Origin of the sequence: Janthinobacterium sp. CG_23.4, assembly GCF_029892305.1 — a bacterium.
Classification (GTDB): Bacteria; Pseudomonadota; Gammaproteobacteria; order Burkholderiales; family Burkholderiaceae_D; genus Janthinobacterium; species Janthinobacterium lividum_D.
On the sequence record NZ_JARXUX010000001.1, the window covers coordinates 355,931 to 371,358 of the forward strand.

Genomic DNA, 15,428 nt, shown 5'->3' on the forward strand with positions numbered 1-15,428 from the left:
CGGTAAAGGTTGCTTGTTGACATTTGCATGGCATGAACGCACTATGCCCTGTCACGAAGCACCCCCATGAGCGGTGCGGTGCGCTCGCCTGTTGTTACCACTCTCATCCATCGGAGCTCCATGTCTACTCGTTTGCCTTTGCTGCCCATCACTCTCGGCTTGATGGCCTCATCTTCCCTCGCCATGGCGCAAGATAGTGCATATCAAGCCCCGCCGGCTCCCCTGCAAGCCATCGTCGATGCACCGCGGGCGCCGACCCTGAGCCTGAGCCCGAAACGCAATCTGGCCGCCGTGCTGGCCACGCCATCCTTGCCCAGCATGAGTGAAGTGGCGCAGCCGGAACTGAAGCTGGCGGGCCTGCGCATCAATCCGCGCACGTATTCGGCCAGCCGCTTCAGCTTCCACACGGGACTGGGTTTACTCGACATCGATACGCAGAAGGAAATCAAGGTCAGCGGCTTGCCTGTCTCGCCCCGCATCGCCGACCTGGCCTGGTCGCCCGACCAGCGCTACCTGGCGTTTACGCATATCGCCTTTGCCGATCCGGCCAAGGGGGTCAAGGAGTCCGGCGTGCAATTGTGGCTGCTTGACGTACAGACGAAAGCGGCGCGCAAGCTGGCCAGCGTCCCCCTGTCGACCGTGTTTAGCCGCGGCTTTTCCTGGATGCCTGACAGCAAGACCTTGCTGGTGCAGTTGAAGCCGGCCAAGCTGGGTGCGGCTCCGGTGCCGAGCGGCATTCCGACTGGCCCGTCGATCCAGGACAGCGTACCCGGTGGTGGCGTCAAGCAATTGCGCACCTATCCTGACCTGCTGAAAAACGAACAGGATGCGCAGCTGTTCGAACACTACATCACCGTGCAGCTGGCCTTGCTTGACGTGACGGGCAAGCAGCGCCTGGTGGGCCAGCCGGGCCAGTTCTCGCGCGCTTCGGCTTCGCCCGATGGCAAGCACCTGCTCACGACTAGCATTGTGCGTCCGTACTCCTACAGCGTGCCGGCGCGTGATTTCGGCCATCATATCGATGTGCGCGACCTGAATGGCAAGGTGGTGCATGCGGTGGCGGCCCTGCCGCTGGAGGAAGGCTTGCCGCCGGGTAATGATGCCGTGTCCGCCGGCGTGCGCGCCGTCAGCTGGCGTGTCGATGCACCCGCCACCCTGGTGTGGGCCGAGGCGCAAGATGGTGGCGACCCGGCCAGGGCGGCCGAGATCCGTGACATCGTCTACACGCAGGCGGCGCCGTTTGCCAACAAGCCGGCCGTGCTGGCCAAGCTCGGTTCGCGTTATGCGGGCGTGGCCTGGGGCCGTGGCGACCTGGCCCTGCTCAGCGAAGTGTGGTCCAAGACGCGCGCCGTCAAGCAGTGGCGCATCGCGCCGGACCTGCCGTCCGCCGTGGCGGGCACGCCTGGTGACCTCGTGTACGCCGGTTCCTTCGAAGACCGCTACAACGATCCGGGCCAACCGGTCATGCGCGCGGACGCTGCCGGCTTGCCGCGTTTGCTGATCGCTGCCGACGGTTCCATCCTGCTCGACGGCCAGGGTGCCTCGAAAGAAGGCGACCGTCCCTTCATCGACCGCCTGAACCTGGCGACGAAACAGAAGCAGCGCCTGTTCCAGAGCGCCGCGCCTTACTATGAAAACGTGGTGGCCGTGCTGGACGAGGATGGCAGCCGTTTGCTGTCGACGCGCGAATCGCCGACCGAGCAGCCAAATTTCTTTGTGCGTAACCTGAAACTGCAAGGTGCCGCGCAGCTGACGGCCCTCACGCATTTCCCCCATCCGCTGCCGCAGTTGAAGGATGTGCAGAAAGAGTTGATCCGCTACAAGCGCGCCGATGGCGTGGACCTGACGGCCACGCTGATGCTGCCGCCGAACTATGACGCCCGCCGCGACGGCCCGCTGCCGACCCTGATGTGGGCGTATCCGCAGGAATTCAAGACCGCCAGTGCCGCCAGCCAGACCAAGGGTTCGCCGTATAAATTCAATGCCGTCAGCTACTGGGGCCCGGCTGCCTTCCTGTCCATGGGCTACGCCGTGCTCGACAATCCATCCTTCCCCATCGTGGGAAATGGCGAGCAGGAGCCGAATGACACCTATTTGCCGCAACTGGTGGCCGACGCCGAGGCGGCCGTCGAGGAAGTGGTCAAGCGCGGTGTCTCTGACCGCAACCGCATCGCCATCGGCGGCCACTCGTATGGCGCCTTCATGACAGGCAATTTGCTGGCGCACACGCGCTTGTTCCGCGCCGGCATCGCCCGCAGCGGTGCCTACAACCGCACGCTGACGCCGTTCGGCTTCCAGGCGGAAGAGCGCTCGTTCTGGCAGGCGCCGGCCGTCTACCAGGCCATGTCGCCATTTAATTATGCGGACAAGATCAAGGACGCGCTGCTGATCATCCACGGCGAGCAGGACAATAATTCTGGCACCTTCCCCATCCAGAGCGAGCGCATGTTCCAGGCCGTCAAGGGGCTGGGCGGCACGGCGCGTCTGGTGATGCTGCCGAACGAGAGCCACGCCTACCGCGCGCGCGAATCGATCATGCAGATGCTGTATGAAAGCAACAATTGGCTGGAGAAATATGTGAAGAACGCCGTGCCACCGGCCGCCGACGTCAAGCCGGCAGCAAATTAAGGGGCGCGCAGGACAGGTGGCGCGCATCTCGTGGTATGGTCTTTCTTTGTTTGCCGGGAGACCAGCCATGTCTGTCATCCATGCCCACCGCGCGCCCGAGCCGGCGCCTGTCGATGCACCCATGCCGGCGCCGGTGCCACAAGAAGCGCCCGGGCACCATCCGGGGCCCGGGCATCCGGTGCCGCAGGACGATCCCGTGCCGCACCCGCATCCTCAGTAACCCTCGTCAAGAAAGGCTGTTTTAGATGGAAATTTTCAAGGAAGTCTACACACGCAAAGTCAGTGGAGAATCGTTCAACTATGAACTCGAGCACACCCAGGGCGCGGACGTGGCCTGGATTGCGCGGGTGTACCACGACGGCGTACTGAAAGGCTCGCCCTACGGCACGCTGACGGCCAACGTGCTGTCCGGTCCGGCACTGGAACAATATTTGCGCGCCTATGTCGAAGGCATGATCGAGTGGGGGCTCGACGTGGCTGAGTAAGATCGCCTTTGCGGCCGATCAAGAAAAAGGGCGCCGAGGCGCCCTTTGTTGTTTCTGTGGTGTCGGATTACGCGGCTGCGCCGCTAATCCGACCTGCGCACATGCACATGCACATGGACCGTAGGTCGGATTAGCCCGCAAGGGCGTAATCCGACAACATTGTTGGCCGCCACTCTAATCAAACGCCCACGTGTACAACACGTCCAGCGCATTGTTGGTCCCGGTCTGGAATTGCAGGGTGATGCGACGGTTCAGCTTGTAGCGCAGTTTCACCAGGCTCGTCGCCGTGCTCGTGCCTTGCTCGAACGTCAGGTAGGCGCGCGACGACAGCCGCTTGCCAACCGTGACCACCGTGCTTTCCAGCCCTTGCGCCTGCGACAGGCCGACTTCATCGAGGCCCAGTGAATTGGCCAGCTTGCCTTGCAAGCCGCCGCCGGAGCCGCCGAAGAGGGCGCCTGCGGCCGTCGTCAGCAGGGCCATTTCATCGCCCGCTGTCGTCTCCGCGCCGTGGCCCAGGATCAGCCAGGCCAGCTTGTCGCTGTCCGACACGCTCGGCGTGGACACGAGCTTGGCCGTCGGTGCCTGCGCCGTGCCGCGCACTTCCACGCCTGCTTCCACATTTGTTTCCGACAGCGCCTCGCCTTCGGGCCGCTTGCGCACGGCCAGGATATTGAGCGATGGGTTGTCATAGGCCCCCGTGAAGGCGATCAAGCCGCGTTCGATCGACAGCTTCTGCCCGTAAGCGGCGTACTGGCCGTTGCTCACTTTGATGCTGCCCGTCACGCGCGGCGCGGCGCGGTTGGTGACGCGGGCGCGCACATTGCCCGCCAGGTCGGCATCGAGTCCCATGCCGCGCAAGTGGAAGGCATTGCCCAGGTCGAATTCAAGGTCGATATTGAGCGGCAGCGACGGTGCTTCCTTGCTGCCCTTGACTTGCTTGCCCAGTACGATCACGTCGCTGCTTTGCGTGGGGGTATCTTGCGGCGCCAGTTCGATCAGCGCGCGGTTGGCCTTGAACTTGCCTTCGAAGCTGAAGCGCTTGTCGTTGCGCACCAGGCTGCTGTTGCCCGACAGGATCAAGGTGCGGTCAGGACGCGACAGCGCCTGCAGGCGGTCGGCCATCAATTTCAGTTCCATGCTCGCTTCGCCATTGGCAAAACGTACCCAGCCATCAGCCTGCAGCTTGCCATCGCCGCCGTCAAAGCTCAGGCGCTGCAATTGCAACTGATCGCCGGCCAGCTTGGCTTGCAGCACGCCATTGCGCAATTTCAAGCCCTGGTCGGCCCAGTTCAGCAGCAACTTGCTGCCGCTGATGTCGCCATTCAATTGCGGCGCACCGATGGTGCCGCTGCCGGTCAGGGTCACTTTCAAGGCCCCGCCCAGCTCCAGGCCCGGCTGTCCTGTCAGCGGCGCCAGCCATGCCAGTGTATCGATGCTGGTCGTGCCCGTCAGGGAGAGGGCGCTGTCGTTGCTGATGCGTCCGCTCAGCATTTGCACGCTGGCGTTGATATCGCTTTGCCCTGCGCGCGCGCCATCGAGTTTCATGGCCAGGCGCAGTTGCTGGTTGGCCACATCCACGCGCGCATCGAAGGTGCGCAGGCCCAGCGCCAGCGGCTGTTCCACGCCCACCGTCACATCGCCTTTTTCGCGGTAGATGTGCAGCATGCCGGCCAAAGACGGGTCTTTTTGCTTGGCCGTCGCTACCTGCATGTCGAGCGACCATTGCGCGCCCAGGGTCAGGTCACTGCGCGCATTGGCTTGCAGCGACGGAATCGCTTGCGCCAGATAGCTCAGGGCCACGCCGGCCGCCTGGCCGGAACTGCTCCAGCGAGTGCCGTTCTTGGCCAGGCTTTGCATGTTGATGCTGCCTGCCGGTAATTTGATGACAGTGTTGCCCACGCTGATTTGTTCAGGCTGGCCCAGGCCCGCCACGCCGCTGTCGGCGGGACCGGCCACTTTCACAGGCACGGGCGCTTGCAGCACCAGTGCATAGCGGCCCTTGTTTTGCAGGCTATCGAGCGTGCCCGTCCAGTTGGCGCCGCTCTGGCTGCCGCGCACTTGCAGCGTGGCGTCGAAATCGTCGTTGCGCGCCGTCAAACTGAGCGTATGGCTGCCGCGCGTGCCCGTCGTGCTCAAGCGGGCGCTGGCCAGCTTGAAGGTGGGGGTGCTGTAGCCCGCGATGTCCAGGCTGCTGACCATGGGGTCGAGTGCGCCTTGACCGGCGCCTACGCTGGCGCTGCCTTTGATGGCTTTCAGTTGCTGGTCGCCAAAGAAGGTCAGGTCACGGCCTTCGAGCGTCAACTGTGCGGCCGGTGCATCCATCTTGCCGCTCACGGAACCGGCTGCCTGCAGCATGCCGGCAAAGCGCGGACCCAGGGTCGACAGTTGCGGCGCGTCGAGTTTCCACGTCAGTTGATCGGTGGCGCCACCCAGCGCGCCCTTGGCCAGCAGGCTGTTCGGCCCCAGGCGCAGTGCCGCATCGACGCTGTCGACGCGTTTCGCATTGGCCGACAGCTTGGCATAGCCGGCCAGCGGCGCGTTTTGCAGCGTCGATTCGCGCAAACTGAGGTTCAGGGCCACTTGCCAGTCGCCGGTTAGACGGCTGCTGCCGTTGAAGTCCGCATTCACGCTGCCGTTGGGTAAAGTTGCGCCGAAGGCGGCCGGATTGATCTTTTGCAAGGAACCCGTCATGCTCAATTGCGCTTCCTTCTTCGGCCCCGTCAAGCCCACCTCGCCGTTGGCGTGAATGGCACTGTCAGGCGCCGGGCGCTTGCCACTGGCGAGGCCTAATCCTTTCGCATCGGCAACAAACGTCGTGCGTGGCTGCTGCAGGCTGCCTTGCAGCACGCCGCTAGCCAGCACGGCGCCCAGCAAGTCGTTTTTCAGGGCCGAGAGCTGGCGCGCATCGACATTCCAGTTGAGTTTTTCGCCGGCGCCGCCAAAGTTACCCTTGGCTGTCAGGTTGTTCTTGCCCAGCGCCAATAGCACGTCGATGCCGCTGAAATGGCTTGCCTCGGCTGTCAGCTTGCCCTTGCCCGATAAAGGCTGGTCGAGCAGCTTGCTGGGGCGGACGGTAAAGTCCGCATTCGCCAGCCATTGCGGGGTGACGTGGCCGCTGGCGCGCACGTCGAGGTTCAGGTCGGCCACGGGGAAGGCGCCGAAGTCGGCCGGGTTCAATCGGCTGGCATTGGCCATGGCCTTGAACGGCTGCGCGTCCTTCAGGCTGATCTGGCCCGTTGCGTTGACGCTGCTTTTGCCAGCTTGCAAGCTTGCCTTGCGCAGTTGCACCAGGGAATCTGCCAGGGTGGCTTCCAGGTCCAGGCGCAGCTTGGCTTCGCCCAGTGTGGCGCGCAGCGATTGCGTCTTGCCGTCGCTGTCGAGCACGATATCGCCCGCGATTTTTGTGCTGTTGATCCTGCTGTCAATATGCTGCAAGTCGATCTTGTCTGTGCGCAAGGTCAGCTGCGCGGTGCCGATGGGCGCATCGGCGGCGTTGCGCTTGAGCTTGCCGCTACCCGTGAATTTTCCTGCGTTGCCGAAATCGATGATGGCCGATTCCAAAGTCGTCGCCGTCAGGGTGCCGCCCAGGTGCGCTTCGAATTGGCGCAGCGGCAGCTTTTGCTGGTCGATGGGGCCGGGCGTGGCGTGGTTAAGGATGGCCAGCTTGCCCGACACGGTTTGCGCATTGGGGCGCGTGTCGATGGCGGCGTCGAGCTCCAGGCTCAGGTCTGCCTGCGGCAAGGTGGCCTCAAAACGGCCCGGATTGATCTTGTGGCCACGGATGCTGGCCGAGCGCAGGATGATGATGGGATCGAACGGTGCCAGCGCCAGCTGGGCATCGGCCGTGGCCGCGCCCGCGCTGCCCTTGGCCGTCACGTTCAGCAGGTTCAGGTCGCCGCCCAGTTGCAGATTCAAGGCCGCTGGCTTTTCACCGGCGGCGGCAGTGCGCTGCGTCAAGCTCGCCTTGCCGCTGAGCTTGAACGGCTGCGTGGCGGCAATGGTCGCGCTGGCCGTGGCTTGGCCGAATGGCGTCAGAGCTGATGCATCTTCCAGCTGCCATTGCGTCTTGTCGCCCGATAAGGTGAAGTGGATTTTTTCAAATACCGTGTTGCCGCCCGCACTGATGAGGGTGACCTTGTCCAGGCGCGCGTCGGAAATGCCGATCTTGAACGGCGCAGCCAGGCTGGCCGGCATCGTCGATGGCTCTTCGGAGGGCGCCGTGCTTTCCACGGTCAGGCTGGCCACGTGCAGTTCGCTGATGGCGATGCCTTCCGAGAAGAACTGGAACGGCGACCAGTCGATGTCGATGTTGTCGGCCGTAATGTGCTGCGTCTTGCTGCGGTAGCTGACGTGGCCCAGGTGCATGCGCTTGTACAGCGAGCCCGACACGCCCGACACTGCGATGTCGCCGCCGCTGGCGCTGGCCACTTTTTGTACCAGCATCTGCAAGGTCGATTCGCGGCCCAGGAACCAGAAGGCGGCGCCCAGCAGCACGGCCAGGCTGGTGATGGCGATTAGCACATAGCGCAGCGCCCGGCGTGGTTTTTTTGGTGTTGCGGGTGGTGCGGCATCGTGCGATTCGGTAGGCATATCAGACATCAGAAAGTGAATCCAAGAGAGAAGTGCAAACGGTATTTTTGGACTGCGTGGCCATATGCCACGTCGACATTGATGGGGCCGATGGGGCTCTTGTAGCGCCCGCCCAGGCCATAGCCCGATTTTGGCGTCATGGCCGCTTTCACGGTGTCGGCGGCATTGCCGGCGTCATAGAAGGCGGCAATCGCCCATTTCGGCTGGAACCAGTACTGGTATTCGGCGCTGCCGGTGAGCATGTAGCGCCCGCCGATGATGGCATCGCCTTGCTTTACGCCCAGTTCCTGGTAAGCATAGCCGCGCACCGACTGGTCGCCGCCCGCACGGAACAGATACACGGCTGGCACGCCGCGTTTTTCCTTCGAACCCAGCGCGCCGATTTCGCCGCGCACGATCAGCTCGCCTTTTTCACCGAGCGGACGGTAATACACGGCCTTGCCGGCCACGCGCACGAAGCGCTCGTCCGTCAGCACCGGCAGCAGGGCGCCGCCCACCTGCGCATTGATGACGTAGCCCTTGGTAGGGAACAGCAGGCTGTCGAGGCTGCGCTTGGTGATGGCATAGGTCAGGGGCAAGCTCTTGCTGCGCGTCTGTTCCAGCCCCACCACGGTCTTGTCTTCGCTGAGGAACTCGAACGTCAGGCTGCGTTCAAGGTTGGTTCCGCCCCAGTTGCGCTTGGCCGAGATGGTGGTGACGGCCGTGATTTCGTTGGAAATATCGCTGCGCTCGAACGAGGCGCCCGCGCTGTCGTTGTAGCCGCGTTCGGTGGTGGGGAAGTAGAAGTTGGCGTGCGCCGTCTGTTTCTTCGTTTCCATGGTGACGGCGCTCTTGAAGCGCGTGCCCCACACATTCAGGTTGTCATAGTTGAGCTGGGCGCGATTGCCCGTATTCGTACTGAAACCGAGACCGGCGCTGACGTTTTGCTGCTTGTTTTCCGTCACGCGCACCACCAGCGGCAGCAGTGGCGCGGGGCCGCGGTTGATGGGTTCGGCTTCTGCGGCGGCGGCCTCGGCTTGCTGGCTTTCCTGGCCCGCTTCGATCTGCTCGCTCAGGATGCTACTCATGTCGGCGCTCACTTCCACGCTGGCAAAGTAGCCCGTGTCCTGCAGGCGTGCCTGCAACGATTGCAGCGCCGATTCGCTGTAATAGTCGCCCACGCGTATTTTGTCGAGGTTGCGGATGATCGCTTCCGGGTAGCGTTTCAGGCCTTCGATGCGCAGTTCGCCGAAGCGCAGTTCAGGGCCGCTGTCGAGCACCACCAGCAAGGACACCGTGTGCGTTTCCGGGTCGACGGTAGCTTGCGTATCGACCAGCTGGGCGCGCGGGTAGCGCGTCTGCACGACTTCACGCAGCAGTGCGCGCTTGGCCGATTCCCATTCGGCCTGGCGAAACACGCTGCCCGTCTTCAACGGCCAGCTGCGCTTGAGCGCGTCTGTATCATATGCTGCGGACGCTGCCAGCGGCGGCGTGGGATCGAAGCCGCGCAACTCCAGCTCGACCTTGTCGATAGTGACCGGTGCGCCCGCTTCGACGTCGACGATGACGAGCGTTTTGGTGCCCGTCGTATCGACGCGCACCGTGATGACGGGTGTGTAGTAGCCGGCCGTGGCGACGAGGTTTTTGGCTTGCTCAGGCGTATCACGCACGAGGCGCTGCAATTGTTCGCGGTCCATGCGCGGGTTGCCGCGGAAGCGTTCCAGGTCCAGGTTTTTTTCAAGCAATTCATCAAGATCGCCGGGCGCATTGATCTTGACCTCATACTGCAGCGGCGCGGGCGCCGCTTCCGTGCTGGTGTCGGCGACAGCGTCTTGGGGGCGCTCTTGTACGCGCTCTTGTGCTCCCTCTTGCGCGCGGGCTGCGGCGATGGGAAACAGCAAGGTCGCACCACCGGCGACGGCCAGTGTCAGTTGACCCATTACTTTTGTCACGACTTGTGCCAAAATTGGTGATCGTATCGCCTTGCCGGCAGCGCTTTGCCGTATGCGTCGTGCAGAAAACATGGTGCTCCAGATGAGTAAATGCTGACTGTATGTTACCGGAATAGGTAAACTGATGGCGGACGGATAAGTATTTTTTGCGCAGGGAATCACGTTTCCTCGCGCACGATTGCAACAGAGTAAAACTGAAAAGAAAGAAATTATGCTAGCAACGGACTCCGCACTGGTGCTCTTTAGCGGTGGACAAGATTCCACCACCTGCCTGGCCTGGGCCTTGAAGCACTATAGCCGCGTGGAAACTATCGGCTTTGACTATGGACAGCGCCATGCGATCGAGCTGACCGTGCGTCCCGGCCTGCTTGCACAGATACGCGAGCAGTCGCCCGAGTGGGACAGCCGCCTGGGGCAGGATCACATGATAGACCTGTCATTGATTTCTGCCATTTCCGATACGGCCATGACGCAGAACGTCGAGATCGTCATGCAGGAAAATGGCTTGCCGAACACCTTCGTACCTGGCCGCAACTTGTTGTTCATGACAGTGGCCGCCACCGTGGCGTACCGCCGCGGCTTGACGGTGCTGGTGGGCGGCATGTGCGAGACGGATTTTTCCGGCTACCCGGATTGCCGCGACGATACGATGAAGGCGCTGCAAGTGGCCCTGAATCTGGGCATGAACACGCGCTTGAAACTGGAAACGCCGCTGATGTGGCTGGACAAGGCGCAAAGCTGGGACTTGGCGCAAGACCTGGGCGGCCAGCCGCTGGTCGACCTGATCCGCAGTGGCACGCACACCTGCTACCTGGGCGAGCGCGGCGAACTGCACGACTGGGGCTATGGCTGCGGCACCTGCCCCGCCTGCGCCCTGCGCGCGAACGGCTACCAGCAATACGCTGCGCGCAAGGCGGCGAAGTAAGCGGGGCTGCCACAGAAAGCTTGCGCCGTTGCGTCCAACGGCGCGGCAGGCTGTGCGCCCATGCCGTGTTTTTGACACGCCAGCGCCTTGCCATGCACGCTCTCTTCGCCGCGCTGTACCTGCACGCGCTCGTCAATGAAGCGCGGCACTTGCCGCGGAACACGTGATGGCAGTCACGAAATATGTGGTCTTTTTAATACAATATTCAGTATTGCAAGGGCGCCCGCTGTAACGTACTATCATTTACATCGACTACCGCTGGTAATCGTGCAGCCCGCTGCCAGTCATGCTGCTGGCCGTGTAGCGGTTGGATAACTGTTCTGCTTTTCCGCCTGTCATGCCTACACGCGCATCTCCGTCTTGGTTTGTTCGCTCAGCGTCGCACTGGGTGGGGCCGCGCGTGCTAGCTGCGCTGGTGCTGTCGCTGTGCCTGGGGCTGACGTATGGCGCCTGGCGCAATGCGCATGACGCCAGCGAACAACAGGTGCAGGCCGATTTTGAGTTCCGCGTGCGCCAACTGGCGGGCAATATCGTGGTCCGTATGCAGACCTACATCCAGGTGTTGCAAGGCGTGCAGGGACTGTATGCCAGTTCGCAGGACGTTGCGCGCAGCCAATTCCATGCCTATCTGGCGGTGCTGCAGGTGGAGCGGCTCTTTCCCGGCATCCATGGCATCGGCTACCTGCCGCTGTTGCCCGGTGCCGGGCTGGCGCGGCACGAAGCTGGCGTGCGCGCGGAGGGCTATCCCGGCTATGCCGTGCGTCCGCCCGGCCTGCGTGCCTGGTATGCGCCTATCACCTATCTGGAACCTTCGAGCGAGAGCAACTTGCTGGCGCTCGGCTATGACATCTGGCATGACCCCGTGCGTCGCGCCGCGCTTGAACAGGCGCGCGACACGGGGCAAGCGGCCATGACGGGCAAGATCGCGCTGGTGCAAGATGCCGGCAATGTCCAGGCGCACGGTTTCCTGATGGTATTGCCCGTGTATGACAATGGCTTGCCGCATGCCAGCGTGGCGCAGCGGCGCGCCGCCTTGCGGGCCTGGGTGTTTGCACCATTTCGCATGGGCGATCTGATGGCGGGCGTGGGCGGCGAGGGCGCGCGCTTGCTGGACCTGGAAATCTATGACGGCACCCGATTGGCCGAGGCGACGCTGATGCATGACAGCGTGCCCGGTGCCTGGTCGCTGGCCGCGTCGGACGGCTTGGTGTCGCAGCAAGCGATCAGTATCGCCGGCCATGCGTGGACCCTGCGCGTGCGTGCCAAGCCTGGCTTCGATGGCGAGCTGCTGGCGCGGCCTCGCCTGGTGGCCTGGACCGGCGTGCTGGCCAGTGTCTTGCTGGCGCTGGCTGCCTGGCGGCTGGCGCTGGGCCGCGCCCGCGCACAGGTGGCGCTGGCGCGCTCGAGCGAGCTGACCGAACAGCTCGAGCAGGGCCAGGCGAGCGTGCTGGCGATGGCTGAGGCGGCGCAGCGCAGCCAGGCCATGTTGCGCAGCATCCTCGATTCGACGATCGACGGCATTCTGGTCGACAACATCGATGGCCACATCTTCACCTCGAACCGGCGCTTCCGCGACCTGTGGCAAGTGCCCGACGTGCTCGACTGGCAAGCCGATGACGCTGCGCTGGTGCGCCATGTGGAAGGCCAGCTGGAGGAGGCGGCGCCTTTCCTGGGAGCACGCGCCGATACGCCGCACGGCCACCGCGAGCGGCGCGACGTGCTGCGCCTGCGCGATGGACGGGTGGTCGAACAGTATGTGCGCAGCATGCAGTTGGGCAACGAACAGGCGCGTCTGTGGACTTTCCGCGATATCAGCGAGCGCAGCCAGATGGAACGGCGCGAGCACACGCGCCGGCAAGTGCTGGAAATGCTGGCTACGGGCGCACCCCTGGAACGGGTGCTGGAAAGCGTGGTGCTGGGGGTGCAAGCCGACCATCCCGCCATGCTGTGCAGCATCTTGTTGCTCGATGAAAACCGCCACCGCCTGGTGCTGGGCGCGGCGCCGAGCTTGCCCGCATTTTTCAATCTGTCCAGCCATGGCCATGACCTTGACAGCCTGCAGGGCGTGCATGGCATCGCCGCGCAAGCCCTGCACGATGGCCAGCGCGTGATCGTCGGCGATCTGCATGCCGTTGCCGATGCGCAAGAGACGATGGAGCTGGCGTGGCGGGCCCAGTTGTAAGCGTGCTGGGCCGAGCCCGTACGTGGCGGCTCGGGCAAGCTGCTTGGCGTCCTGATGGCATATCACCGCCAGCCCACCTTGCCGGGCGCGGCGCATCTGGCGCGGCTCAGCGAGGCGGCGCATCTGGCGGGCATGGCCATCGAACAGGCGCAGGTGGCACTGGCCCTGCGCGCCGGCGAAGCGCGTTTCCGCAGCCTGTACGACCATGCACCCGTGGCCCTGTGGGAACAGGACTGGTCGGCCGTGCGCGCCGCACTTGATACGTTGGAGCAAGCGGGGGTACACGACCTGGGTGCTTATTTTCAGGCCAATCCGGACGCGCTGCGGCGCCTGGCCAGACTGGTGCGCATCATCGATGCGAACGGCGCCGCACTGGCACAGGTGCGTGCCAATGAGGACGACCAGCGGCGCGGCAAACTGGGCCTGGCGCAGAATTTCGATGACAGCGCCTTGCCCCGCTTCGGCGATGCGCTACTGGCACTAGCGGGCGGCGCGCATCTGTACGAGTGCGAGAGCAGCTTCGTGCGTCTCGATGGTGCTGCGCGGCAAAATGAATTGAGCTTGCTGGTGATGCCCGGCCATGCGGACAGCCTGGACTTCGTCATGGTGTCTACCCTCGATATCACCGAGCGCAAGCGCATGAATGCAGAACTGTTGCAGCTGGCCACCACCGATTTCCTGACCGGCTTGCCGAACCGGCGCCATTTCATGACGGCGCTGGAAAACGAGCATGCACGGCTGCAGCGCGAACTGGCCAGCTGCGCCAGCGTGTTGATGCTAGACATCGATCACTTCAAGCGCGTCAACGACGCGTATGGCCATGCGGTGGGCGATACCGTGCTACGCCATCTGGGCGCGCTGATGTGCCAGGCGCTGCGCAAGGTCGATGTGCCGGGCCGCATGGGCGGCGAAGAATTCGCCATCTTGCTGCCGGGCACAGACCTGGCTGCGGCGGCCGTGTTTGCCGAACGGCTGCGCCGGCGCGTGGCGGACAGTTCCTTGACCACCGATGGCGGTGTCTTGATCAGTATCACGGTGAGCATCGGCATGGCCGCCCTGGCCGGCACCGATGCCGATTGCGACGCCGTGCTGGCACGCGCCGATGAAGCGCTATACCGGGCCAAGCGGGGCGGGCGCAACCGCGTCGAACAAAACGACTGCGGCAGCGATGGCGTGCTCAGCAAGTGCATGGCGCAGTAATTACAGGCTGTGCTGACGCGCTTGCGCCTGCTTGCCATGACGCTTGCGGCTGACGATCAGCCAGACGATGGCGACGGGAATCAGCAGTGGCAGCAGCACGGGCGTGCTCAGCGCCAGCAGCAACACTACGCACAGCACCAATGCGGTGATCATCACCACGCCCACGCCGGCCAGAACCACGCCCATGACGACCGCAGCGCACACCAGCGCAATGGCGCTGACCAGCAAGCCGCCGCTCGCAAACACCAAGCCGAATAGCCATTCCAGCGGGCCATCGAGATCGTCGCCCTGGAACTGCATGTGCATGTCGCTGCCGCTGACCTTGTCGAGGAACAGGCAGGCCAGCATGATGATGAGAATAAAGGTGAGTAATTTTTTCATGCGATGCCTCAGTGTGTGGGTGATCGGGTGTTGCATGAGTACACTGTAGGCGCGCGCGGCGGGCGTAGCCAGCGGCGTGCGACAGGCGGTTATTTTCACGGCATGGACGGTCGCTACGGACAAAAAATGCTGATATGAAACAAGATTTCTTTTCTTGTAATAGGCGCAAGCCGTCCTATACTGAATACCTCAGTCGAGCAAGGAGGGCAACATGCTTTTGTTTGCAGATACCGGGGATCAATCACTCTCGCTTTCCCCCCACCGAACCACGCGCCAGCGTAGCGCCCCGCAGTCCTGCGCCGAGCCCGTTGGCGCGCCATCGGCGATACCGCCGATCATCATTACTCCCTTTCATTACCATGCGCCGCTGCCAGCCATCGACCCGCGCTGGGTACCACCCGGTCCACCGCTGACTTGGCCCAAGCTGCCTGTCATGTCGCTGTGTTGAGCGCTGCCGTGGCGGCAGGCTGGCCCGTGCCGTTTGACCTGCCGTCGCGCTTTTGGTGAGGCGGCACGGGAGGGCGTTTTCGACTATCATGCTAGCCCCGATCCTTCAACACGAGCACCGCCATGCGTAGCGATTTTCCCGCCTTTCCCGATGAACCCGCCGAGCACGATAATGACGCCCCGATCCAGGAGCCGCGCCTGTGGGTAGGCAATGGCTGGACGGCGCGCGTGATGAAGAACGAGGAAGATGAAGGCTGGGCCGTGGCCATGATCAAGGATGGCGAACCGGAGCCGGCGCTGGTGGGGCCGTGGACCATGGGCCGTGACAAGAAAAATCCGAAGCCGCTCGATGTCAACGCTTTCAATACCCTGGTGAAAACGGCCTCGGAAGTGCTGCGCCGCCACGAGCAGCAGCTGCATGCGCAATTGCACAAGCACCTGTTCGTCGCCACCGACGACGGCCAGGTCAAGGTGATGTTCGACATCGTGCCCGATGAAGAGCACCCGTACGCGGAACTGAGCGCCTACGACGCCGATGGCGAGCAGATTGCCAAGGTGCGCACCTCGGCCGCCTTCAAATTTAGCGCCACATCTGCGGCGAACTGGGTCGAAGGCGGCTACCGCAAACCATGACCAGGTAGGTCGGATGAGCGGGGCTT

10 protein-coding genes are annotated in these 15,428 nt (G+C 63.4%); 7 read left to right on the forward strand and 3 right to left on the reverse strand.

The genetic code is table 11. The features are described from left to right. Positions 1–120: 120 nt before the first annotated feature. The 3 genes from H4V96_RS01620 to H4V96_RS01630 all read left to right on the forward strand — a co-directional run bounded on the left by H4V96_RS01620 (position 121) and on the right by H4V96_RS01630 (position 3,113). The gene (locus H4V96_RS01620) at positions 121–2,628 is read left to right on the forward strand and encodes a prolyl oligopeptidase family serine peptidase (protein WP_280720660.1); all 2,508 of its coding nucleotides are present in this window, start codon (positions 121–123) and stop codon (positions 2,626–2,628) included. A gap of 67 nt (positions 2,629–2,695) precedes the next feature. Beyond that, a complete protein-coding gene (locus H4V96_RS01625; protein WP_196856741.1) occupies positions 2,696–2,848 on the forward strand; it encodes a hypothetical protein in 153 nt (50 codons plus the stop codon). A gap of 25 nt (positions 2,849–2,873) precedes the next feature. Beyond that, entirely contained in the window at positions 2,874–3,113 is a 240-nt protein-coding gene (locus tag H4V96_RS01630) for a hypothetical protein (protein WP_280720661.1), read from the forward strand. A gap of 174 nt (positions 3,114–3,287) precedes the next feature. On the opposite strand, the gene H4V96_RS01635 is transcribed toward H4V96_RS01630, so the two are convergent. Then, positions 3,288–7,703 (reverse strand): translocation/assembly module TamB domain-containing protein, encoded by a 4,416-nt coding sequence (locus H4V96_RS01635; RefSeq protein ID WP_280720662.1) that lies wholly within the window; start codon positions 7,701–7,703, stop codon positions 3,288–3,290. 8 nt (positions 7,704–7,711) lie between these two features. Then, on the reverse strand, positions 7,712–9,634 hold the full coding sequence (locus tag H4V96_RS01640; protein ID WP_343029686.1) for an autotransporter assembly complex family protein: 1,923 nt from the start codon (positions 9,632–9,634) through the stop codon (positions 7,712–7,714). A 211-nt stretch (positions 9,635–9,845) separates the two neighbouring features. Here H4V96_RS01640 and queC point away from each other — a divergent pair, with 211 nt between their 5' ends. From queC to H4V96_RS01655, 3 genes are all read left to right on the forward strand, one after another. Further along, entirely contained in the window at positions 9,846–10,559 is a 714-nt protein-coding gene (gene queC, locus H4V96_RS01645) for a 7-cyano-7-deazaguanine synthase QueC (protein ID WP_010394734.1), read from the forward strand. Between the two features lie 400 nt (positions 10,560–10,959). Further along, positions 10,960–12,741 carry a CHASE domain-containing protein gene (locus H4V96_RS01650; RefSeq protein WP_280720663.1) on the forward strand — a complete coding sequence of 594 codons (1,782 nt, stop codon included), beginning with the start codon at positions 10,960–10,962 and terminating at the stop codon, positions 12,739–12,741. Positions 12,742–12,795: 54 nt separating this feature from the next. After that, positions 12,796–13,941 (forward strand): sensor domain-containing diguanylate cyclase, encoded by a 1,146-nt coding sequence (locus tag H4V96_RS01655; RefSeq protein WP_280720664.1) that lies wholly within the window; start codon positions 12,796–12,798, stop codon positions 13,939–13,941. Here the strand turns inward: H4V96_RS01655 and H4V96_RS01660 are convergent, their stop codons facing one another. Next, positions 13,942–14,322 carry a hypothetical protein gene (locus H4V96_RS01660; protein WP_010394737.1) on the reverse strand — a complete coding sequence of 127 codons (381 nt, stop codon included), beginning with the start codon at positions 14,320–14,322 and terminating at the stop codon, positions 13,942–13,944. It abuts the gene before it with no gap. Between the two features lie 570 nt (positions 14,323–14,892). Here H4V96_RS01660 and H4V96_RS01665 point away from each other — a divergent pair. Next, the gene (locus H4V96_RS01665; protein WP_196856738.1) at positions 14,893–15,402 is read left to right on the forward strand and encodes a hypothetical protein; all 510 of its coding nucleotides are present in this window, start codon (positions 14,893–14,895) and stop codon (positions 15,400–15,402) included. Positions 15,403–15,428: the final 26 nt, after the last annotated feature.